The following is a 22,187-nucleotide window of genomic DNA, read 5'->3' as shown; positions in this document are numbered from 1 at the left end:
GCAATGATGGAGCAATGAGCAACCGAATCGCATTCCTTGGCTGTGGATCAATGAACGAGGCCATCCTGGGCGGCCTGCTGGAAGGCGGCACCGATCCCATGGAGATCGTGGCCACCGTCCGCCGCGCGGAGCGGGCCGCGGAGCTGGCCGAACGGCACGCCGGCATCACGGCCATCGCCGGCAGCGAAGAACCCGACAACAACAAGCAGGCGGCGAAGGGTGCCGGCATCGTGATTCTCGGCGTTAAGCCCGTGGGCATCGCCGAGCTGGCCCGGGAAATCAGCGGCTCCCTCTCTCCGGATGCGATTGTCATCAGCGTTGCTGCGGCCGTTTCCATCGCCCAGCTCGAAGCTGCCCTGCCTGCGGGTCAGCCGGTGATCCGGACCATGCCCAACACCCCGGCGAAGCTGGGCCGCGGCGTGGTCTCCGTGTCCGCAGGCACCAGCTGCTCACCCGAGCAGCTCCAGCGGGCGAAAGACATTCTCGGCGCGGTAGGAACCGTCGTCGAAATTCCCGAAGAGCAGGTTGATGCGCTCGGCGCCATCAGCGGTTCCGGTCCGGCCTATGCGTTCTACCTGGCCGAGGCCATGGCCGCCGCCGGGGTCGAACTCGGCCTTGATGAAGAGCTGGCCATCCTGCTGGCACGCGAAACTGTTGCCGGAGCCGGCCTCATGCTGGCGGAACCCGGCGCCGAACCCGCCGCCCTGCGCAAAGCGGTCACAAGCCCCAACGGCACTACCGAACGCGCCATCGCCACCTTCGATGACCGCGGCATGCCGGCCATCATTGCCGCGGGCGCACGGGCCGCAGCCGACCGCGCCGCCGAGATCACCAAGCAGCTCGGCTAACCCACCCGTCCCGTTCAGGATTGGAGTATGTTGGGCCCGACGGCGGGCAGTTCGGCAGCGCCGTCGTCGGGCTTCTTACTAACGGCGCCGTTACGGCCTGGCCGCGAACCGCTCCAGCAGGTCCACGTGTCCGGAGACGATCAGCATGTCGCGGGCGGACACCTTGGTTTCCGGCCGGGCGTAGGTGAAGTCCTCGCCTGGGGATTTCACGCCGACGATCGTCACGCCGTACTTGGACCGCACCTTGGACTCGTCCAGCGTGAAACCGACCGTTTCACGCGGCGGATACATCTTCACGATCGCGAAGTCGTCGTCGAACTCGATGAAGTCCAGCATGCGCCCCGAGACCAGGTGCGCGGCGCGGACGCCGGCGTCGGCCTCCGGGTAGATGACGTGGTTGGCGCCGATGCGGGTGAGGATCTTGCCGTGGGATGGTGTGATGGCCTTGACCCACAGGTGCTCGATGCCGAGGTCCACCAGGTTCACGGTGATGAGCACGGAGGACTCAATGGACGTGCCCACCCCCACCACGGCTGAACTGAACTCCTGCGCGCCCAGCTGGCGCAGTGCGTCGATGTTGGTGGCGTCGGCTTCCACCACGTGGGTCAGGACAGGTGACCACTTCTGGACCAGGGACCTGTCACGCTCGATGGCCAACACCTCGCGGCCCTGCTTCACCAGCTGCTCCGCCGTGGAGGAGCCGAAGCGGCCCAGCCCGATCACCAGGACCGGCGCGTTGTGGGCGGGGCGGTTGGGGGCGCCTGACGAATTAGCCAATGATGGGCCTCTCTTCCGGGTAGTGGTACAGCTGGCTGCGCTGGCGCAGGGCCAGGGCAGCGGCAAGCGTGACGGTGCCGACGCGGCCGGCGAACATCAGGACGGACAGCACATACACGCCCTCCGGCGGCAGTTCGGCGCTGAGGTTTGTGCTCAGGCCGACCGTGGCGAAGGCTGAAATGGTCTCGAACAGCACCCGGTCCAGGGAGGCGCCGCTGATGTGCAGGAGCAGGAAGGCGGACGCGGATACCAGCGTGGCGCCAGCGACGATCACCGAGATGGCCACGCGCATGGTGCCTTCCGGGATGGTGCGGCCGTATACCTTGACGTCTGCGTCGCCGCGGGCTTCGGCGATGATGGCCAGGAACATGACGGCGATCGTGGTGACCTTGATGCCGCCCGCCGTTGAGGCGGAGCCGCCGCCGGCGAACATGAGGGCGTCCGTGAGCAGCTTGGTGGTGGATTCCATCTGGTTCTGGTCCACGAGGTTGAAGCCGCCGGAGCGCGTCATGACTGAGGCGAACAGCGAGTGCGTGATCTTGTCGCCGAGGTCCATGCCGCCGATGGTCCGGGCGTTGTCCCACTCCATGAGTGCCCACAGCACCGTTCCGGCGGCGAGCAGGATGAACGAGACCTGGATGGTGAGCTTCGTGTGCAGGTTCCACTTTTTCCAGTTGAGCCCGTTTTGCTGCAGGACCATGACGACGGGGAAGCCGAGGCTGCCCAGGAACACGCCGAGCATGAGCGGAATGAGGATCCAGAGGTCTGTTTCGTAGGGGACGATGCCGTCCGAGTGCGGGGTGAAGCCGGCGTTGTTGAAGGACGAGATCGAGTAGAAGACGCCGTGCCAGACAGACTGCCAGAAGGGCTCGCCGAGGACCATGAAGCGCGGGATCAGGGCGAGCGCGAGGGCGCCCTCGATGACCACGGAGGTGGTGATGACGATCCGCAGCAGCGTACCCACTTCACCAAGGCGGCCGGCGTTGTTCATGGCTTCCTGGGCAATGAGCTTGCCCCTGACGCCCAGCTTCTTGCTCACCATGAGGGCCAGCAGTGAGGCCAGCGTCAGCGTGCCGAGGCCGCCGACGAAAATGCCGATCAGGATGATCAGCTGCCCGAAGAAGGACCAGTGCACAGCGGTGGACACCACGGTGAGGCCCGTAACGCAGACAGCCGAGACCGCGGTGAAGAGGGCCTGGTGGAGCGGTGTGAAGTCGCCGGTTGCCGAGGACGCCGGCAGCGACAGCAGGGCAGTGAAGAGGACGATGACCACCACGAAGGCGCTCAGGGCAAGGCGGGCCGGAGATGTGTTGGCAATGTCATCGATGAAGTCACGGATGCCCGTGAATATCCACAGGCCCTCACGCTCCGGCGCTGCGGGTTGCCAGCTGGCCGGGCTCTTGGACCTCGACTGGCTTTGGGTCATGTGCGGCTGTTCCTCGATTGACTCTGCTTCCTCCAGTAGTAAACCACTAAACCCCGCGCCGTGGCCGGGCCCGGGGGCAGACGGGCCTCCGGTAGCCTGTCAGTAATGACATTCCAGCCCGGACTCAGCCTCCCCGCACTGCCAACGACGGTGGTGTGGGACACCGCCATGACGGCGTACAACTTCGGCCCGGGCCACCCCATGGCGCCCGAACGCCTCGAGCTGACTGCACGGCTGGCCTCGAGCCTGGGCCTGCTGGACCTTGCCCACGTCAGGTTGTCCGCCCCGGACGTGGCCGACGACGGCGAGCTCACCACCGTGCACAGCCCCGACTTCGTGGCCGCGGTGCGCCGGGCCAGCGACAACCCCGCCGCAGCCGACGAGTCCTACGGGCTGGGGACCGAGGATGATCCCGCCTTTGCCGGGATGCACGAGGCCGCGGCGCGTTTGGCCGGCGGCTCCCTCCTCGCGGCCAGCTCGATCCTGGACGGTTCGGCGGTCCGGGCCGTGAACTTCGGCGGCGGGCTGCACCACGCGTCCCGGGACCGCGCCAGCGGCTTTTGCGTCTACAACGATGCCGCCCTGGCGGTCCGGAAACTGCTCGACGGCGGCGTGCGGCGCGTGGCATATATCGACGTCGATGCCCACCACGGGGACGGGACGCAAAGCATCTTCTGGGACGACCCCCGCGTCCTCACCATTTCGCTGCACGAAACCGGCATGTCCCTGTTCCCCGGCACCGGCTTCGCCAATGAGATCGGCGGCCCCGAGGCCCGGGGCAGCGCCGTTAACGTGGCTCTGCCTGCGGGAACGGGGGACGCCGGCTGGCTCCGGGCGTTCCACGCCGTGGTCCCGCAGCTGGTGGGCGCCTTCGCGCCCGAGGTCATCGTCAGCCAGCACGGCTGCGACTCGCACCGGCTCGATCCCCTGACCCATCTCAACGTCAGCGTGGACGGACAGCGCGAGGCCGCCACCGCCGTCGCGAGCCTCGCCGCCCGGTACTGCGGAAACCGCTGGATTGCCACCGGCGGCGGCGGATACCACATCACGGGCGTCGTGCCGCGGACCTGGAGCCACCTGATTGGCATCGCAGCGAACCGCCCGGTGCCGCTGCGCACCCCCGTGCCGGAGGCGTGGCGGACGTACGTGCAGGAGCGCTACGGCGTGGACACGCCCGAGAGCATGGGCGACGACGCCGACGTCTGGTGGCGCTCCTGGGAGGTGGGCTTCGATCCCAACGACGACATCGACCGAACCGTGATGGCCACGCGCAAGGAAGTCTTCCCGCTGTACGGCCTGGACCCCTGGTTCGACTAGCTCCCTGGTTCGACCAGTTCCCTGGTTCGACTAGCCCTACTTTCGTCAGTCCCTTCACTGTTCCGGGCACGCGCGAAATAGTAGATGCCATTCGGCGTATATGTCGCTAGGGTGGGTCTCATGGTGACAGACGACGTATTTGCCGTCATTGCTGAGGCAACGCGGCGGGACATTCTGGTGTCCCTCCAGGCCGGGGACAAAGCTGTGGGGGAGCTGGTCGAGGAGCTCGCGGCCAGCCAGCCCACCATCTCCAAACACCTTAAAGTGCTGCGTGAGGCAGACCTTGTCAGCATGCGCGCGCAGGGCCAGAAGCGCTACTACGCGCTCAACACCAAGCCGCTCGAGGGGGTTGCCAGCTGGCTGGAGACGTTCGACGTCGGACGCACGGCTTCCGCTGCAGCGTCACCGGACGTTGCAGCCGAGCAGGCCGGGGACGCCCCGACCGGTACCCCGCGTGCCGCCGCTGCAACGGCCGGAACCCCGGCCGCAGCCAGCCTGGCCGCAGCCGGCCAGACCGCCGAGGTCCCGGACGCGTTCGCGGCAGCCACCGCGGCGCATGCCGGCAGCGCGGCGGACGACGCTACCCACGCACCCGGGCGTCCGGCGAGCGGCCAGCTGAGTCCCGCCGTCGTGGTTCCCGGCGGCCAGGTGCCCGGCAGCGCCGGCCAGGACGACACCGTCCCGCAGCAGATTGGCCGCACCGTGGGCCGCGCCGCGACGAAGGCCGCAGACCTGCTGGCGAACCTGCCCAAGTTCGGCCGCAAAAAGTAACCCAACTGACTCGCGGTTAATGTCGTTTTGAGCCCTCAAAACGACCACAACTGCGAGTCAGTTTGGGTTGGCGGAGTGGCAGCTACCTGCCGAGGATCCGCACGTGGTCCGCGGTCAGCTCGGAGAGCCTGCTGACGCCCAGGAGCGCCATGGTGCGGGCCATGTCCTTTTCGAGGATCTGCAGGACGCGGTCGACGCCGGCCCGGCCGCCGGCCATGAGCCCGTACAGGTAGGCGCGGCCGATGAGCGTGAAGTCGGCACCCAGCGCCAGGGCGGCGATGATGTCCGCGCCGCTCATGATGCCCGTGTCCAGCATGATCGCGGCAGTGCTGTTGTCCGCCTTGAGCGCCTTGGACACTTCCGGGAGCAGGTGGAAGGGGATGGGTGCGCGGTCAAGCTGGCGGCCGCCGTGGTTGGAGAGCACGATGCCGTCGGCGCCGTGGTCCACCACCTTGCGGGCGTCGTCCACGGTCTGGATTCCCTTGACCACCAGCTTGCCCTTCCAGGTTTCGCGCAGCCAGTCGAGGTCCTCGAAGGTGAGGGTGGGGTCGAACATCGAGTTGATGAGGTCGGCCACCGTGCCCGTGTACCGCGAGAGCGAGGCGAAGGTGAGCGGCTCGTGGGTGAGGAAGTTAAACCACCAGGCCGGGCGGTAGGACGCGTCCAGGACGGTCTTCAGCGTCAGTGCCGGCGGGATGGTCATGCCGTTGCGGACATCGCGCAGCCGGGCCCCGGCGACGGCGGTGTCCACCGTGACCATAAGGGTGTCGTTCCCGGCCTTCGCCGCGCGCTCGATCAGTTCGAGGGAACGGTCCCGGTCCGTCCAGAGGTACAGCTGGAACCAGTTCCGGCCGTTGGGCGCCGCCGCGGCCACGTCCTCGATGGAGGCGGTGCCCATGGTGGAGAGCGTGTAGGGGATGCCGGCGGCTTCGGCGGCCTGCGAGCCGGCATATTCGCCTTCGGAGTGCATCATCCGGGTGAAGCCGGTGGGCGCGATGCCCACGGGAAGCCGGGAGGACTTGCCCAGAATGTCGGTGCTCAGGTCGATACTGGACACGTTCCGCAGGATGCCCGGGCGGAACTCGATGTCCAGGAACGCCTCGCGGGCACGCCGCAGGGTGATCTCGGCCTCCGCCGCGCCGTCGGTGTAGTCAAACGGGGCCTGGGGTGTGCGGCGCTTGGCGATGTCGCGCAGTTCCCAGACGGTGCTGGCGCGCTTGAGCCGGGCTTCCCTGCTGAATTCGGGCTTCTTGAACTGCATGAGCGGGGCGAGGTCCGAGTACTTCGGGACGCGGCGCTTCAGGGCGGCCGGAACTGCTGCGGCTGCCGCGGCGACGCCGGTGGCGGGCCGCGTGGCCGGAATATCCGACGCGTCCGGGGCCGGGGTGGTCTCGGGGTTGCTCGGCTCGAGGGTGTGGGTCATGGCGTTCCTCCGTGGACATGCCGGGAGATGAGATCTGGAGTCTCCCCGCTGTGGTCTAACCACACTCTAAAGCATGTGGTCCAACCACATCAAGTACCATGGGCTCATGCGTACGCACCAACTTGTCCTGCGATGGATCGAGGACCAGCTCTCCGGCGGCCAGCTCGCCGTCGGCGGCCGCCTCCCTGCCGAGCGGAGCCTGGCCGAGCAGCTTGGCGTCTCCCGCACCTCCGTCCGCGAGGCCATCCGGGTCCTCGAGGCCATGGGCGTGGTCCGGGCAGGCGTGGGGTCCGGACCGGAGGCGGGAACGGTAGTGATCTCGGATCCGACGGCGGCGCTGGGCTCCGCGCTGCGGCTGCACGTGGCCACGCAGCACCTGCCGGTGGAGGACGTGGTGGAAACGCGTGTGCTGCTGGAGTCCTGGGCCGCCGCCCGGGCCAGGCCCGATGCCCCCGAACTCGACCTCGCCGGGGCACTGCTCGAGGACATGGACGGCGGCCACGCCATCGACGACTTCCTGGCCCTGGACGTCCGCTTCCATCTGGCACTGGCCGACGCCGCCGGCAATGCCGTGGTCAGCGCCATGATGGGATCCCTGCGGGAGGCCATCCAGGGATACGCGGGGCAGCTGACCGCGAACCTGCCCAACTGGGACGCCACCGCGTCGCGGCTCCGGACCGAGCACCGGGAGATTTTGGCGGCCATCCGGAAGGACGACGGCGGCCGGGCGGCTGAGCTCGTTGCCGCCCACATCAGGGGGTACTACAAAGAAGCCGGGCTGGGCCCGAAGGATTCGGACCCAGCCCGGCCGTAGCTTGCTGGGGGTGAGTTAGCGGACCTCGACCTCCAGCGCCTGGAAGTCGTCCGCCGCGTGCCGGCCCACCAGCAGTCGGAAGAAGCCACGCTCAACCTGCCAGCCGCCGTCGTAATGGCCAAAGGCGCGGGCCGGGATCCTCACCTCAACCGTGTCCGTGCCGCCCGCCGCCAGGTGCGTCCCCGCGTAACCGGCCAGCCAGCGGACCGGCCGCTCCGTTGCCGAATCCTCGCGGGACAGGTAGATCTGGACCACTTCGCGGCCGGTGCGCGTGCCGGTGTTCCGGACGGGGACGTGCACCACGATGTCCTGGCCTGCCGGAACGGACTGCGGCGCGTGGGCGGTGCCGAGCTCGAACGTCGTGTAGCCAAGGCCGAAACCGAACGGCAGCAGCGGAGCGGCGCCGCCCGCGGCCTGCTGCTTGAGCCAGGCGCGGTAGCCCACGTGGATGCCCTCGCCGTAGACCACCTTGCCGTCAACAGGTGTGGTGTTCAGCACGGGAACGTCCCCGAGCGCGGCCGGCCAGGTGGTGGGAAGCCGGCCGCCGGGCTCCTCCTTGCCGAGCAGGATGTCCGCCACCGCGGTGCCGAACTCCTGCCCGCCGAACCAGCCCAGCAGGACCGAGCCGACCCTGTCCAGCCACGGCATCAGCACCGGCGAACCGGAGTTGACCACCACGACCGTGCGCGGATTGACCGCGGCCACAGCCTCCACAAGCTCGTTCTGGTGGCCGGGGAGGTCCAGGTCCTTGCGGTCGAAGCCCTCGGATTCGATGGCGGCGTTGGTGCCCACCACGACGACGGCGACGTCGGCCGTCCGTGCCGCCTCGACAGCGGCCCGGATCTCGGCCTGGGGATCGGTGACGATGGCCTCCTCGCCGAGCAGGATGGCCGTCAGCGGGATCTCCTGCTGCTGCGGCAGCTGGTACAGGGCGTCGATGGCGAACCGCTGGCCTGCGGTGGCCTCGAAGGCATGGATGGTCTGGGGCGGGTCGAACAGTGCCGCGCCCAGGACATCGGTGTCGTCCTCCAGCTCACCGTTGAAGATCTCGGTGCCCTCGACGGAGACTGCGATGTGGCCCACAGTTCCCACGCCGAGGTGGCGGACGCCGGCGGCTTCCGCCGTCCACACGGTCTGCATGCGGATGGCCGCCGTGCCCTCGGGAATGCCGACGCCGAACCAGATCAGGTGCGAAGCCAGCCGGTCCTCGCCCGAGATCTCCCTTCCGTCGGCGGCCAGGAAGGTCACCCGCATGCCGGGCACATCACTGACCGGGTTGTGCAGCGCCGTGCGGGCGAACGGCTGCAGCCCTTCGGCCACCTTGGCGCCGCGGGCGTAGGTGACGGTGACGTCGTCGGGCAGTGCCTTGCGGAGGCCCTCCAGCGGCGAGATGTTGTACTTGGGCATGACGGTGGCGCTGCCGCCGCCCTGCGTGCGGGCTTCCTCGGCGTTGTGCCCGATGACGGCAACGCTGCCCAGTGCCTTGGCGTCGAGCGGGAGCAGGCCGCCCTCGTTGCGGACCAGCACGGCTCCCCGGACTGCCACCTCGCGGGCCACCTGTGCGCCGTCGAGCTCTGCAGGGAAATCGGTGACTGCGGCGTCGAAGCCCTGGAGCGAGCCGACCCTGGCGGCGAGGCGCAGGATGCGGGTGACCTTTTCCAGGATCGCCTCCCGGCTGACGCGGCCGTCCCCGACGGCGGCGAGCAGCTTGACGCCCCAGTGGCCCACCGGTCCAGGCATCTCCAGGTCCTGGTGGGCGTTGGCGGCATCCACTGAACGGACGCCGGTCCAGTCCGACACCACGACGCCGTCGAAACCCCATTCGGTGGACAGCGGGGTTTCCAGGAGCTTGTTCTCGCTGGCCGTGGTGCCGTTGATGGAGTTGTAGGAGCTCATGACAAGCCAGGCGCGTGCCTCGGTGATGGCGTCCTCGAACGCGGCCAGGTAGAGCTCGCGCAGGGTCCGTTCATCAACGACGGAATCGGAGGTGAAACGGTCGGTCTCCGCCTCGTTGGCGAGGTAGTGCTTGGGCGTGGCGCCCACGCCCATGGACTGCACGCCGGAGACGTAGCCGGCGGCCAGCGTGGCGGTCAGGCGCGGATCCTCGCTCATGCATTCGAAGTGGCGGCCGCCCAGCGGGGAGCGGTGCAGGTTGATGGTGGGGCCGAGGACGGCGTGGACGCCCTTGCGGCGTGCCTCCTGGCCGAGCACCTGGCCGTAGCGGCGCGCGATGTCCACGCTCCAGGTGGCGGACAGGGCGGACGACGACGGCAGCGAGACGGAGTCGTGGCGCTCGTCGAAGTCTTCGCCGCGGACACCGGCCGGGCCGTCGGACAGCACGATCCTGCCCAGTCCGATTTCCGGCATGGCGTGGGTGGACCAGACGTCGGCGCCGGTGAGCAGCGTGACCTGCTGTTCCAGGCTCAGGCTTGCGGCCAGTTCGCGCAGGCGCGCCTCGGTGTCCTCCGGCAGCAGCTCGGTGCCCACCTGGGCGGTCTTGCGTGCGGACAGGGTGGGGTTCATTTATTTGACTCCTTTGATGCGGGTGACGAGGACGGCGCCAATGATGCCGACGGCGGCCCCGCCGAGGAATAGGGCGGGGTAGCCACCGAGGGCGATGACGGGGAAGGCAACAGCGGGCACGATGGACTGGGGGAGTGCCTGGGCAATGTTGAAGACACCGAAGGTCTTGGCATTCTCGGCCTGGTCGCCGGGCAGCAGGTCGGCGATGAGGGCCACGTCGACGGCGCCGAAGCAGCCCAGGCCCAGGCCCACGATCGCCTGGCCCACCAGGACCTGGTCCGTGCTGGCGCTCATGGCGATGACGATCAGGCCCGCCATGATGATGAGGCTGGAGGCGATGACCAAGGTCTTGCGCTTGCCGATCCGGTCGCTGATCCAGCCGCCCGCGATGCTGGTGACCACGGTTCCGGCGGAGCTGACCAGGGTGGCCTGGAAGACCAGGGAGGCGATGCTTTCCTCGGCCACATGGAGCTGGTCCGCGAAGAAGTACGGCAGGTAGAGCAGGCCGGCGCAGTAGCCAACGTAGACCATGAACTTGGTCAGCCATGCCCAGCCGAGGCCGGGGTGGAGGCGGGGATCGAAGTAGAAGGAGCCCAGAATTTCCTTGAGGTTCAGGGGCGCTGGCCGCTCGGTGAGGACCCTGTCCTTGAACGTGAAGGCGAAGGCGATGGCAAGGGCGGTGCCCACGATGCCGGGAACCACCGCCATCTGGAAGGCACTGTCGAAGAGCTGCGCGAAGTAGGCCGCAGCCACGAGGCCGATCGGCAACGTCATGCCGATGAGGCCGGAGAGGCGGCCGCGCTCGGCAGGGGCTGCCTGGTCCGGGAGGGTCGCAACCAAGGCGGCCAGCGCGGCGTTGAATCCCAGCTGCGCCACCACCCAGGCGCCCAGGACGCCGGCCACATCCCCGGCGAGGCCCAGAAGAAGCAGTGCGCCGAGCCCGAGCAGGGAGCCGCCGACGATCCACGGCTTCCGCATGCCGAAACGGGAGGTGGTGCGGTCGCTCAGGCGTCCGAAGAACGGGTTGGCCAGCAGCGCGATGACGGCCCCGACGCCCGCCACGAGGCTAAGCGCTCCGGCCCTGGTTTCTGGGGTGGTGATTTCGGAGACCTTGATGGCGAGGACGACGAGGGCCGGGGCAAGCAGGGCCATCCAGAGGCCGGCACTGGCGATGGGCATGCCGATGACGTAGGCCCGGGATGCTCTGACGGATGGTCGTGCGGTTGTGGAAAGTGCGGGCGGAGCCGCGGTCTCCTGGGATAGGGATTCGATGGCCACATTGCCTCCTGACGAAAAAGTGACCCACCGTTGGGCCTCGAAGAAGAGCGTAGCGATAAAAATCTAGTCTGACTAGGTTTTCTTCGATATTGACTTGTCGCCCAGTGGGCAAACGCCGTGAAATAGACTGGCGAAATGCCACCATCAAACCCCCGCGGTCAGTACGCCAAAGGCGCCGAACGCCGCGAGCAGATCATCCAGACCGCGACGGATGTCTTTGCCAGCGAAGGCTTCGAGGGCGCGGCCCTCAAGCGCGTGGCCGAGCTTGTTGGGGTCAAGGAAGCCACGCTCTTCCACTACTTCAGTGGGAAGCAGGAACTGCTGACGGCGGTGCTTGCTGAGCGCGACCGGCGTAGCAGGGACATCGGGGGATTGGCCGAATTTGGCCTGTCCGTATTGGCGTCCGTGGCTGAACGTAACAAGAAGGAGCCAGGGCTGACCACGCTCTACGCCGTCGCGTCGGCTACGGCCAATGACCCCGGGCACGCTTCGCACGGCTACTTCCAGGACAGGTATTCCCAGCTGGTCGGGGAGCTGGCGCTCGATATCGGCCGCCGCCAGGATGCGGGGGAGATCCGGTCCGACGTCGCGGCGGAGTCACTCGCCAGACTGGTCATTGCTGCGTTCGACGGCCTTCAGCTGCAGTGGCTGTACGACAAGGAGGTGGACATGGCCGCCGGACTGACGGAGCTCGTCGACGTGCTCCTGGTCCCGGCCAAGCCCTAACCGGGGCGTCCGCCCGGGGCCGGGGCACCCTGGTGGCCGGCGGGGCCCGTGCTTCCCCGGATCTCCAGGCGCGGCTGGAATGTGGTCTCCTCATCCGGTGCCTCGGCGTTGCGGATCAGGGCCCGCATGCTGTGCCACGCGCGTTCGCCGAGTTCCGTGATCGGGACCGCGGCGGTGGTGAGCGGTGGGGTGGTGTACCGGGCGAAGGGGATGTCGTCGAAGCCGGTGATGGAGATGTCCTCGGGAACACGGATGCCGCGTTCGTGCAGTCCGCTGAGCAGCCCCATGGCAACGAGGTCGTTGAACGCGAGGACTCCGGTGGCCCCGCTGGCCAGCACCTCGTCCACCGCTTCATGGCCGGTTTCGAAACTGGAGCCGCCCTCGAGCATCCGCAGCTCGATGCCGGGGTGTGCGGCCCGGAACTTGTCCAGACCTGCCATGCGCGCCCGGTTGGAGGCACTTCGGGCAGGGCCGGCCAGGAAGGCGATGCTGGTATGCCCCAGGCCCACCAGATGTTCCGCGAGCTCCTGCACGCCCTGGCTGTAGTCCACCTCAAGGCTTGGCACGCGGGTTTCGGTGGTGCTGCGGTTGATGAGGACCATGGGGTGCAGTGACGGCGCCAGCTCCTCGAGTTCGGCGTCGCCCATACGCGGCGCACACAGCACCAGCCCGTCGCAGCGCCGCCGCGCTTCCCCGGCCAGAATCGCCTCCTCGCTGGAGACTTCCGAAGAATCGGCGATGAGCACCCGGTAGCCGTCCTGGGCTGCGGCCATGCTCAGTCCTCGCAGGATGGCCTGGAAAGTGGGGTTGGCGAGGTCCGGCACCACGATGCCGATGGTGTCGGTCTTGCCAAGGGCAAGGCTGCGTCCCACAGGATTCGGCTGGTAGTTCAGTTCCGCCGCAGCATCGCGCACGCGCTGGGCAATGGCGGGATCCACGGTGAAGTTGCCGTTCATGACCCGGGAAACCGTGGCATGCGAGACGCCGGCCTTGATGGCGACGTCCGCGATGCCGATGCGCCGGGTGCCGGTTCTCCTGCCCATGTGCTTCCTTCCCTGTCCGCTGCCGCGGAACGCTACCACTGTCCGCTGCCGCGGCCCGTCCGGCTTTTGCGAAAGATGGTTGACGCACTCGCCGGTGTCTTGATACAAAGCTTATAACGTTTCGAGAAAACGCTTTCTCAGGATTCTTCCTTCATGTGGGCAGGGCGTCAAGCGGCCCGCCTACCGCCTTTGGAAAGGGGCTCACCCATGGTCAATGTCGACACCGCCCAGCACCCGCAACCCGATACCGCGGCACCCGGCACGCGGTCCCGCATCGCCCTGATCGGCACCGGCGGCCGCTCGGAAATGTACATCCGCGCCATCCTCGGCCAGCATGCGGATGTGGCCGAGCTGGTTGCGCTCTCGGACGCAAATCCCGGCCGCGTGGAGTACTACCAGCGGCTCATCCAGGAACTGGGCGCGGAAGGCCCAGCCGATTCGTTCGAACCCGGCAACATGACCGAATACATCAGGGCCAACGCGATCGACCGCGTCATCGTCACCACCCCGGATTACACCCACGCCGACTACATCGTCGAGGCGCTGGAGGCGGGGGCCGACGTCGTCGTCGAAAAGCCGCTGACCATCGACGCCGAGGGCTGCCGCCGCATCACGTCAGCCGTTGCGGCCACCGGCCGCAACGTGGTGGTGACCTTCAACTACCGCTACTCGCCACGGAACAGCGCGCTGAAGCAGGTCATCCAGGACGGCGTGATCGGCAAGGTCACGTCCATCGACTTCAGCTGGGTCCTGGACACGGTCCACGGCGCCGATTACTTCCGCCGCTGGCACCGCGACAAGCAGAACTCCGGCGGGCTGCTCATCCACAAGGCCTCCCACCACTTCGACCTGGTGAACTGGTGGATCGACGACGTTCCCGAGCGGGTCTACGCCTCCGGCGGGCTGCGGTTCTACGGCGCCAAAAATGCCGCGGAGCGCGGCCTCGGCGCCCGTCCCGAGCGCGGCACCACAGACGAAGGAACCCGGGACCCCTTCGCACTGGACCTCCGCGAGGACGAGCGGCTGCGCGAGCTGTACTACGACAACGAGAGGTTCGACGGCTACCGCCGGGACCAGGACGTCTTCACCGAGGGCATCACCATCGAGGACAACCTGGCGCTGACGGTGGACTACGACGGCGGGCCAACGCTCAGCTACTCCCTGAACGCCCACAGCCCGTGGGAGGGGTACCGGGTGGCCGTCAACGGCACCGAAGGACGGGCGGAGCTCGAGGTGGTGGAGCGTGCCGCCGTCGTCCACAGCACCGACAAGAAAACCGTGGTGGACCCCTCCGCCACGCCCGTGGACGAGGACGACGCCGTGCGCCGCAACGGTGAACGCCTGGTGGTCCAGCGCCACTGGGAAGCCGCCTACGAGGTGCCCATCGTCAACGGCGAGGGCGGCCACGGCGGCGGGGACAACCTCCTGCTTTCAGACCTCTTCAACGGCCCGGGCGAGGACCCGCTGGGCCGCCCCTCCGGCTACCTCGACGGGCTGCGCTCCGTGTCCGTGGGCATCGCAGGCAACGCATCGCTGGCGACCGAGCTCCCCGTCCGCATCAGCGAGCTCGGACTGGGCGTGGAACTGCGCCGCGGCCGCGCCTGAACGCAGCAGGAACAGGAAACAACACCATGAGCAGAATTCTTGTCACCGGCGGCGCCGGGCGTTTGGGGCGCAGCGTGGTCGCCGGCCTCGCGGAGGCGGGCCACAAGGTGATCTCGGCGGACCGGGACGCCGTCCGCGGCACGTTCCCGGCCGGCGTCGAACAGGAAACGGCGGACCTGCTGGTCCCCGGCGAGGCGTTCCGCCTCCTGGAACGCACAGCGCCCGACGCCGTCATCCACCTCGCTGCCATCGCCGTGCCTTTCAGTGCACCCGAGGATGTCATCTTCAGCACCAACACGGGCCTCGCCTTCGCGGTGGTCAGCGCGGCCACCGAACTCGGGATCGGGAAGATCATCACGGCCAGCAGCCCAACGGTCCTGGGCTACGGCTCGCCGGCCGGCTGGCTGCCGGAGTCCTTCCCGGTGGACGAAGCCACCACGCCCCGCCCCTGGAACGCCTACGCGCTGTCCAAGCTGATTGCCGAACAGACGGTGCAGATGTTCGCCGCGGCCCAGGGGGACCGGATCCGCTACGCGGCGTTCCGGCCCTGTTACGTCATCTCGCCGGAGGAGTGGGCGGGCGCCCCCACCCAGCAGGGGCACACCGTCCGCGAGCGGCTCGCCGACGCGGCGCTGTCCGCGCCGGCGCTCTTCAACTATGTGGATGCCCGGGACGTGGCCGACTTCCTGGATGTGCTGCTGCGGAACATGGACTCCATCCCCAACGGCCAGACGTTCTTCGTGGGCGCCGCCGATGCGCTGGCGACCGAACCGCTGGCCACGCTTCTGCCCCGGTTCGTTCCCGGCAGCGCCGCGCACGCCGCCGGACTCACCGGCACCAGCCCCGCCTTTTCCGTCGACAAAGCCAAGCGGCTGCTCGGCTGGGAACCCAAACGCACGTGGCGCACAGAACTCGCCCAGGCCGACGAAATCCGCGCCGGGGAAACCCTGGTCGGCGCCACAACAGGATCAGCCAGCACAGGATCAGCCGCACCCGGATCACAGGAGACCAAATGAAACTCGACGGCGTGCTCTTCTTTCCCGTCACCCCCTTCGGCGCCGACGGCGCAGTGGACGTTGAGGTCCTGAAGGAACACATCGCCTCACGCCTTGCGCACCGCCCCGGCGGGGTGTTCCCGGCATGCGGCACCGGCGAATTCCATGCGTTGAGCATCGACGAGGTGCGCACCGTGGTTACGGCCGCCGTCGAAACCGTCAACGGCCAGGTGCCCGTCATCGCCGGCGCCGGCGGCCCCCTTGGCCACGCCCTCGCCGCGGCCCGCGCGGCCGAGGAAGCGGGCGCCGACGCCCTGCTGGTCCTGCCACCGTACCTGGTCTCCGGGCCCACCGAGGGCGTGGTGGCCTACATGGAGGCCGTGGCCGGCGCGAGCAGCCTGCCGGTGATCGTGTACCACCGCGGCACGGCCAAGTTCACGGCCAGGGCCATTGCGCAGCTGGCCGGCAACCCCAAGGTCATCGGCTTCAAGGACGGCATCGGCGACGTCGGCCTGGCCCAGGAGATCGTCTCCGCCGTCAGGGCCAGCGGCCGGGAGGACTTCCTGCTCTTCAACGGCCTCCTGACCGCCGAACTGACCCAGGGCGCGTACCGGGGACTCGGCATCCCGCTGTACTCCTCGGCGGCCTTCGCCGTGGCACCGGAAATCGCCACCGCCTACTACGACGCCTACGCCAGCGGCGATGAGGACCGCCGGCAGGCACTGCTCGACGGCTTCTACGCGCCCCTCGTGCGCCTGCGGGACCAGACACCGGGCTTCGGCGTCTCCCTGATCAAGGCCGGGCTGCGCCTCAACGGACTGGCCGTCGGTCCGGTCCGGCCCCCGCTGGTTGACCCCACCGAGGACCAGCTCGTGGAGCTCAAAGCGATCCTGGCCAAAGGCCACGAGCTGGCGGGCCGCTGATGCCGGCCAAGATCACGGGGCTCCACACGCGCCTGATTACGGTGCCGCTGCGGCGCAGCTGGGGTGCTGATGCGCCGGAGAACCACATCATTGCCACCAGCCTTTTTACGGACGACGGCGGTGCGGGGCGCGGCTTCTCCTGGACGCCCACTATTGGGCCGCAGGCGGTCAAGGCCCTCCTTGACCACGACATCGCGCCATTTATCACTGGGCTGGACGCGAACCCGGAGATGGTCTGGGACCAGCTCTGGAAGCGGCTGCACGAGGCCGGCGGCGGCGGGCTGACCACCATCGCGATGGCCGGCGTCGACCTCGCCCTCTGGGATCTGGCGGCACGCACCGCGGGGGTGCCCGTGGCCGGGCTGCTGGGCCAGCGGCAGGAATCGGTGGACGTCTACGGCTCGGGTGTGAACCTGCACTACTCCCTCGACGAACTTGTCGCGCAGACCGAACGGTGGGTGGCCGCGGGCCACCAGGCCGTCAAGATCAAGGTGGGCAAGCCGGACCTGGCTGAGGACGCCGAACGCGTGGCGGCGGTCCGCTCGGTGCTTGGCCCGGAGCGCCGGCTCATGATCGACGCGAACCAGCGCTGGGACCTGCCGGCGGCCCTCCGTGCTCTGGACGTGCTGGGCCCGTTTGGCCTGGACTGGCTGGAGGAACCACTGCGCGCCGACGACCTTTCGGCCTACCGCCGCCTGCGGAAACAGTCGCCGGTACCCATCGCGCTGGGCGAGAATGTGCACACCATCTACCGCTTCCGGGACTTCATCGAGGCCGAGGCGGTGGACATCATCCAGCCCAACATCGTCCGGGTGGGCGGCATTACGCCGTTCCGCCGCATCGTGGAGCTGGCCCGGGCCAACAGCGTCCGCGTGGCGCCGCACCTGCTGCCCGAGCTGTCCGGCCAGCTGGCCCTGACCCTCGCCGAGGCCGTCAGCGTGGAGGACGTCGAGGACGCTTCCTTCGAACAGCTGGGCATCCTGGCAGGCCAGTCGCCGGTCCGGATCCGCAACAGCCGCCTCTACGGCACGGGCCTGCCGGGCCTGGGGTTCAGCTTCACCGCCGCAATCGCCCCCCAGCCGCGGGACCGAAGCCTCGACCTGCCGGTGGATCCTGCATTCCGGCTCTCGTAGGTCCCCGGCAAGCTACAGCTGCAGGGTCAGCGGCCGGGGGAGCCCGTTGACGTCCGCAACCGGCCACCTCGGGTCGGACGTCAGGACGCCGGCGCCCGCCTCCGTCAGCTGCACCGTGTCCTCGATCTTGACGCCGGGGCCGGAAGGATTCCACGTGAACGTCTGGTTGGGCACCACGACGTCGTCCGTGGCCGCGGTGGCCCGGGGATCCCGGCCCGCATAGCCGGCGGGCCCGCCCTGGTGGTGCATCGTCCACTGGTCGGCACCGAAGCCGTGCCGGACGTACGCGGCCTGGATTTCGCCGAAGATGCCGCCGAGGCTGGCGCCCGGAACCGTGGCGTCGAAGATGTCCGCCTCAACTGCTGCGATGCGCTCCTCGGCGTCCAGTTCTTCGGGGGTTCCGGCGTCGAACCGTACCCACCTGGTCAGGTTGGCCACCATGCCGTGCCGCCGGGCGCAGACCACGGCCATGGCCCGCCGGCCCAAGGGTGAGTGGGTGGCGAGCGGGTGCCGGAACGCGCTGCGCGAGCTGCCGCTGCAGAGCAGGACCAGTGGTTCGGCTCCGGCCGCGACGATCCGTGCGGCCAGGGCGGAGGCGACCTCGAACTCGGTGGTGACCGGCGTTGCCCGCGAAAGGACATCGGTCATGGCGCGGGCGGCGTCGGCGCACAGCCGCGCGTAGCGGGCGCTCTCACCGGGCAGCATCGGCTGCCGTGCCGCCCGCAATTCTGCTGCCACGGCTTTCTCTGCCAGCGGCTCGCCCGGGCCGGCAAGAGCCCCGACGGCGTCTGTGAGCTGTCCGTGCCAGGGAACAGTGTGAAGTTCGACGCCGGGTGGCAGCTCCTCGGCGGCGAGCCGTTCCGCTTCGTTGTTGAAGGTGATGAGGCGGTCGCCGCCACGGTCCACGAGGAGCACCGCGACCGGGTCGCCCGCCAGGCTGATGTGCATCCGGCTGCCGTCCAGGTACCACGTGAGGGCGGTGTTGCTGGTCAGGAGCAGGGCGTCATGTCCCCTGGCGTCCAGAATATCCAGGACCCGTTGCCGCTTGGCGGCCCGGTCGTTCGGGTTGCCGGGCAGGGCCGTTGGGGCCTGTGCGGCTCCAGCCAGTGTGGTTGCGGGTGCAGGAACGTTCATGTGGTTTCCCCCAAAGATTCGGTGAGTTGTGCAATATCTGCGGTGCCCAGGATTCCGTCGGCGATCAGAACCGTGACGGTGCGCCGGACGGGTTCCTGCCGGCTTGCCAGAACGGGGCGGTCCCAGGCGAGTGAGAGCCCGGCCCCCGGGTAGCCGGAAAGCCGGACGAACCACGGATCCGGTGCCTGCGGCGACGCGAGGAATACCAGGGTTGCCTCTTCGCCACTCCCGGACTTTCCAGCTGGCCCGAACTTGCCGCTCCAGGCCAGCCACGGGGCAACCGTGCCGTGCACGGCGTCCTCGCCGTCGGCCTTGGCCGTCCGGATCCGGGCATCACTTGTGGGTGGCAGCCGCCAGAAGAAGCCGCCGTAGCCGCCGTTTTCCCGGCCGTTGGAGCCCGGGCTTCCGAGCGCTACGGGTTCCGTGCCGGCGGGGGAAAGTTCAAACTCCAGGCGCAGCCTCCACACGGACGGGCCGACGGCGTCATACCGCCAATGCCGCCGCTCTGACAGAACCGCCCTGCCGTCAGGGCCAACCCAGCGCAGCGTTTGAGACAGGGCTCCGGGGGACTCAGCCGTGTCCGTGATTTGGATGCGGCCATGGTCTTCCCGCCACGCGTAGCCGCTGGCCCGGCGTGTATAGGTACGCCCGCCCCAGAAGTTCACGCCGGCAACGTCCTGGAGTGCGACGCCCGCCCCCAAATGCCAGACGTGGTCGGCAGGCAGGTGGTCGGTGACAACCGTGCCCGCGAGCGTCGTCACCGGATGCAGGTAGGGGCGGGGCGATGACGTCGGCGCGATGCGGCTTCCGTCCTGCGGCCAGGCAACGCGGCGCCCCTCCACCGCAAAGGACGGGGTCGCCGGCTCTCGCCTGGCCCAGGGCAGCCCGAGCTCGGCGAACGTGGACTGTGAGAGAACTGCCCGCTGCAGCGCTGCCTCGATGCCGCCAACCACGGGGTGGGCATCGTCGCCCTCGCCTTCCCAGGCAACGCATGCCGCCGGAATCTCCCGCGGCGGGTCAGCGGTGCGGACCGCCTCGAGGACGGTCATATAGGCTCCGGCAGCTGAGAGCGGGCTGAGCAGCCCCGCCCCGCCGTCGTCCGCCCCGTTACCGTCAGCGCGGGCGGCCAGGAGATTCTCCAGCAGGTCCGTCCGTCCGAACGTCCGCGTGCTGGTGCCCTGGGCGGTTTCCAGGACCAGCCTGTCCTCCGTGTAGAAGAACTCCGCCTTGCCGAGCGTGCCGAAGACCGTGACGGACGGCGGGGACTGTTCGGCCGCGCACAGGGTCAGGGCACACATGAGGACCCGCCCGGCCGACGTGCGGACCCGGATCACCGACGTGTCGTCGCTCTCCGTGTTGTGGGCCCGGTACAGGTCGGCTTCCACCGACTCGACGTCGTCCACGCCGGCCGCGCCGGCGATCCGCAGCCCGGTCGCAACCGCATGGGCCAGGGCATTCGTGGCCACCCCGTCCACGACGTCGGTGCCGTCCAGGCTCCGCCGGCCGGCCCAGCGTGAGCGCTTGAAGTAGCCAACGCTCCGTACCCAGGCCCCCGTGGCACCGATTCCGCGGACGCGGCCGAGTGCCCCCGATTCCAGCAGTGCGGCGATCTCCGGCAGCGCCATCGAGCCGAGGCTCTGGAACCCGACCTGGACCAGCCGGCCCGCCGCGTTGGCCGCGGCCAGCACCTCATCGAATTGGGCCAGGGAGGCCATCGGCGGCTTCTCCACGTAGACGTCGGCACCGGCGGCGATGGCGGCCAGGGCCAGCGGGGCGTGGGTCTGGATGGGGGTCGCGAGGATGACGACATCCGGTGCGGTGCCCGCTGCCAGCAGTTCCTCCAGGGTGCCGAAGACCTGCACCGAGGAATCCAGCGTCCCGTCTGCCGGGGGACGCGGATCGGCGACGGCGATTAGCCGGGCCAGTTGCCGCTCCTCCAGCCGGCGGAGACTCTCCAGGTGCCGGGCACCGTAGCCGTGCACGCCCACCAGCGCGACGCGGGGGACGGCAGCCGGAACGGCCGGGGCAGCCTCGGCCGGCCGGGCCTGAAGACCAGCCTCCGCCTGAAGACCCGCCTCCGCGCGGAGACCAGCCGCGAGGAAGTCGGCCGCCTCCTCCTGCATCCCGCGGGTGAAGACATGGCCGCCGGGCCAAAAGCTCCCGGTGTACCGCCCGGCCGGATGGAGGGCGCCCAGGCGGGCGTCGGCGTCGTGCATTCCCTGTTCCGGGAACAGCTCATCGGCCGACGCGTACTGCACCAGCAGGCTGTCCGACGATGAGCGCCCGGTGAGCTCGGGCCAGTCCCCGAGACGGGTGAGGCCGGGCGTCTGGAGCAGCCACGAATGTGCGTCCAAATATGCGGGAAACAGGGACCCGAAGGTGGTCATCATGCAGGTCACAACGTGGCTGCGGATCAGCGGGCTGAGCGCCGCGAGGATCAGGGACCTGCCGCCCCCGCCGGAGAAGCCGGCACAGCCGAGCCTTCCGGTGTCCACCCCCGGGAGGCCGGCGAGCACGTTCAGCGCCGCGAGGTCGTCGTGCGCCACCATCCCGGCGAAGCTGGTGCCGAGCAGGCCGGCGGCCTTGGCCACGGTGTCCTCGTGGGCGGCGGCCGCGGCGTCGTACAGTTCTGCCGAGGACGGTTCGACGCCGGCCTCCCGCCACAGTGCCTTCCGGCCGTCGAGGGCGGCAGCCGTTCGAACGGGAGGCGTGCCGAGGTCGAAGCCCCGACTGCCCCACGAGAACGTGTCATGGGCGAGCACGGCGAAACCCCGCGACGCCAGCCAGGAGGCGAAGGGCCGGCCCTCATACAGCCGGTTCCGGAGCGGGTCCGGGCCGCTTCCCGCCGTCGGGCTGTCCACCAGCCGCGCGGCACCGGAGGACTTGATGCCGGCGTGGCAGTGCAGCGCCAGGACGCCCGGCAGGGGACCGGCGGCGTGCGCCGGGCGGATGAACCAGGCAGTGGTGCGCGGGCCAAAGCCCAGCTGCCAGCTCAAGCGGGAGGTAGTCACGCCGTCGTTGGTTTCCTCCGAGTCCACACGGACGGCGGGCCTGGCCGGGATGTCAGGAACGCCGAGGAAGTCAGCCAGCTCCTGGCTCCGGCTGGCTGCCGCGCGGTAATGCGGGGCGGCCGCCATGAAGCCGGGCCAGTCCTCATAGCCGCCGATGGCGCTGGGCCGGGCATCGCTGGGCCGGCCCGCGCAGGGCGGGACGGGAGCGGCCGGAAAAGAGTCTTCGACGGCGGCACTTCCGGGGGCGCCATCCCGGGCTGAAATCATGCCGGGGTTCTCCTGGGTGCAAACATCCTTGTCCTGCCTTTCGCAGTTCACGCGCAGCGGCGCTCCCAGCGCTCCCTAGTCGGAAAACGCTTTCTCAAAAATTAGCAAAGGGGTGTACACCGGTCAAGAAACCGTTTACTTTGGTACGGAGCCGCCGTTGCCTGAGTCACCTT

General features: G+C 69.0%; 17 protein-coding genes. 9 read left to right on the top strand and 8 right to left on the bottom strand.

Translation table 11 applies throughout. The annotated features are described in order from the left end of the window. Nucleotides 1-14: 14 nt before the first annotated feature. Nucleotides 15-848 (top strand): pyrroline-5-carboxylate reductase, encoded by an 834-nt coding sequence (proC, locus tag QFZ23_RS20050; RefSeq protein WP_306925651.1) that lies wholly within the window; start codon nucleotides 15-17, stop codon nucleotides 846-848. Between the two features lie 90 nt (nucleotides 849-938). Here proC and QFZ23_RS20045 read toward each other — a convergent pair whose 3' ends face one another. Continuing rightward, complete coding sequence (locus QFZ23_RS20045; protein WP_003797805.1) at nucleotides 939-1,625, bottom strand: potassium channel family protein; 687 nt, start codon at nucleotides 1,623-1,625, stop codon at nucleotides 939-941. Continuing rightward, on the bottom strand, nucleotides 1,618-3,051 hold the full coding sequence (locus tag QFZ23_RS20040; protein ID WP_306925649.1) for a TrkH family potassium uptake protein: 1,434 nt from the start codon (nucleotides 3,049-3,051) through the stop codon (nucleotides 1,618-1,620). Before QFZ23_RS20040 ends, QFZ23_RS20045 begins: the two co-directional genes overlap by 8 nt. A gap of 105 nt (nucleotides 3,052-3,156) precedes the next feature. On the opposite strand from QFZ23_RS20040, the gene QFZ23_RS20035 reads away from it, so the two are divergent. After that, a complete protein-coding gene (locus QFZ23_RS20035; protein WP_306925646.1) occupies nucleotides 3,157-4,368 on the top strand; it encodes an acetoin utilization protein AcuC in 1,212 nt (403 codons plus the stop codon). Between the two features lie 120 nt (nucleotides 4,369-4,488). Then, entirely contained in the window at nucleotides 4,489-5,139 is a 651-nt protein-coding gene (locus QFZ23_RS20030) for an ArsR/SmtB family transcription factor (protein ID WP_306925644.1), read from the top strand. Between the two features lie 82 nt (nucleotides 5,140-5,221). On the opposite strand, the gene QFZ23_RS20025 is transcribed toward QFZ23_RS20030, so the two are convergent. Then, nucleotides 5,222-6,562 carry an alpha-hydroxy acid oxidase gene (locus QFZ23_RS20025; RefSeq protein WP_306925643.1) on the bottom strand — a complete coding sequence of 447 codons (1,341 nt, stop codon included), beginning with the start codon at nucleotides 6,560-6,562 and terminating at the stop codon, nucleotides 5,222-5,224. Nucleotides 6,563-6,668: 106 nt separating this feature from the next. Here QFZ23_RS20025 and QFZ23_RS20020 point away from each other — a divergent pair, with 106 nt between their 5' ends. Further along, entirely contained in the window at nucleotides 6,669-7,376 is a 708-nt protein-coding gene (locus tag QFZ23_RS20020) for a FadR/GntR family transcriptional regulator (protein WP_306925641.1), read from the top strand. A gap of 15 nt (nucleotides 7,377-7,391) precedes the next feature. On the opposite strand, the gene QFZ23_RS20015 is transcribed toward QFZ23_RS20020, so the two are convergent. Both QFZ23_RS20015 and QFZ23_RS20010 read right to left on the bottom strand, forming a co-directional pair. Continuing rightward, nucleotides 7,392-9,899 (bottom strand): beta-glucosidase family protein, encoded by a 2,508-nt coding sequence (locus QFZ23_RS20015; protein ID WP_306925639.1) that lies wholly within the window; start codon nucleotides 9,897-9,899, stop codon nucleotides 7,392-7,394. Then, the gene (locus tag QFZ23_RS20010) at nucleotides 9,900-11,177 is read right to left on the bottom strand and encodes an MFS transporter (RefSeq protein WP_306925638.1); all 1,278 of its coding nucleotides are present in this window, start codon (nucleotides 11,175-11,177) and stop codon (nucleotides 9,900-9,902) included. Between the two features lie 135 nt (nucleotides 11,178-11,312). On the opposite strand from QFZ23_RS20010, the gene QFZ23_RS20005 reads away from it, so the two are divergent. Next, entirely contained in the window at nucleotides 11,313-11,903 is a 591-nt protein-coding gene (locus QFZ23_RS20005) for a TetR/AcrR family transcriptional regulator (RefSeq protein WP_306925637.1), read from the top strand. Here QFZ23_RS20005 and QFZ23_RS20000 read toward each other — a convergent pair. Continuing rightward, on the bottom strand, nucleotides 11,900-12,946 hold the full coding sequence (locus tag QFZ23_RS20000; RefSeq protein ID WP_306925635.1) for a LacI family DNA-binding transcriptional regulator: 1,047 nt from the start codon (nucleotides 12,944-12,946) through the stop codon (nucleotides 11,900-11,902). The two genes, QFZ23_RS20005 and QFZ23_RS20000, sit on opposite strands and share 4 nt — an antisense overlap. A gap of 207 nt (nucleotides 12,947-13,153) precedes the next feature. On the opposite strand from QFZ23_RS20000, the gene QFZ23_RS19995 reads away from it, so the two are divergent. The 4 genes from QFZ23_RS19995 to QFZ23_RS19980 are packed head-to-tail and all read left to right on the top strand — an operon-like array spanning nucleotide 13,154 to nucleotide 17,602. Then, nucleotides 13,154-14,551 (top strand): Gfo/Idh/MocA family protein, encoded by a 1,398-nt coding sequence (locus tag QFZ23_RS19995; RefSeq protein ID WP_306925633.1) that lies wholly within the window; start codon nucleotides 13,154-13,156, stop codon nucleotides 14,549-14,551. A gap of 26 nt (nucleotides 14,552-14,577) precedes the next feature. Continuing rightward, complete coding sequence (locus QFZ23_RS19990; RefSeq protein ID WP_306925631.1) at nucleotides 14,578-15,567, top strand: NAD-dependent epimerase/dehydratase family protein; 990 nt, start codon at nucleotides 14,578-14,580, stop codon at nucleotides 15,565-15,567. Next, nucleotides 15,564-16,469: a 5-dehydro-4-deoxyglucarate dehydratase gene (locus QFZ23_RS19985; RefSeq protein WP_306925629.1), complete on the top strand. Its 906-nt coding sequence runs from the start codon at nucleotides 15,564-15,566 to the stop codon at nucleotides 16,467-16,469. Before QFZ23_RS19990 ends, QFZ23_RS19985 begins: the two co-directional genes overlap by 4 nt. Next, nucleotides 16,469-17,602 carry a mandelate racemase/muconate lactonizing enzyme family protein gene (locus QFZ23_RS19980; protein WP_306925627.1) on the top strand — a complete coding sequence of 378 codons (1,134 nt, stop codon included), beginning with the start codon at nucleotides 16,469-16,471 and terminating at the stop codon, nucleotides 17,600-17,602. Before QFZ23_RS19985 ends, QFZ23_RS19980 begins: the two co-directional genes overlap by 1 nt. Before the next feature lie 12 nt (nucleotides 17,603-17,614). Here the strand turns inward: QFZ23_RS19980 and QFZ23_RS19975 are convergent, their stop codons facing one another. Both QFZ23_RS19975 and QFZ23_RS19970 read right to left on the bottom strand, forming a co-directional pair. Continuing rightward, nucleotides 17,615-18,736, bottom strand: coding sequence for a M24 family metallopeptidase (locus QFZ23_RS19975; protein WP_306925625.1), 1,122 nt, complete (start codon nucleotides 18,734-18,736; stop codon nucleotides 17,615-17,617). After that, on the bottom strand, nucleotides 18,733-20,859 hold the full coding sequence (locus QFZ23_RS19970; protein WP_306926948.1) for a DUF6807 family protein: 2,127 nt from the start codon (nucleotides 20,857-20,859) through the stop codon (nucleotides 18,733-18,735). The genes QFZ23_RS19975 and QFZ23_RS19970 overlap by 4 nt, the downstream gene beginning before the upstream one ends. Between the last annotated feature and the right edge of the window lie 1,328 nt (nucleotides 20,860-22,187).

The organism is Arthrobacter globiformis (genome assembly GCF_030818015.1).
Taxonomy (GTDB): domain Bacteria; phylum Actinomycetota; class Actinomycetes; order Actinomycetales; family Micrococcaceae; genus Arthrobacter; species Arthrobacter globiformis_C.
This window is presented reverse-complemented; position numbering and strand designations above follow the sequence as displayed.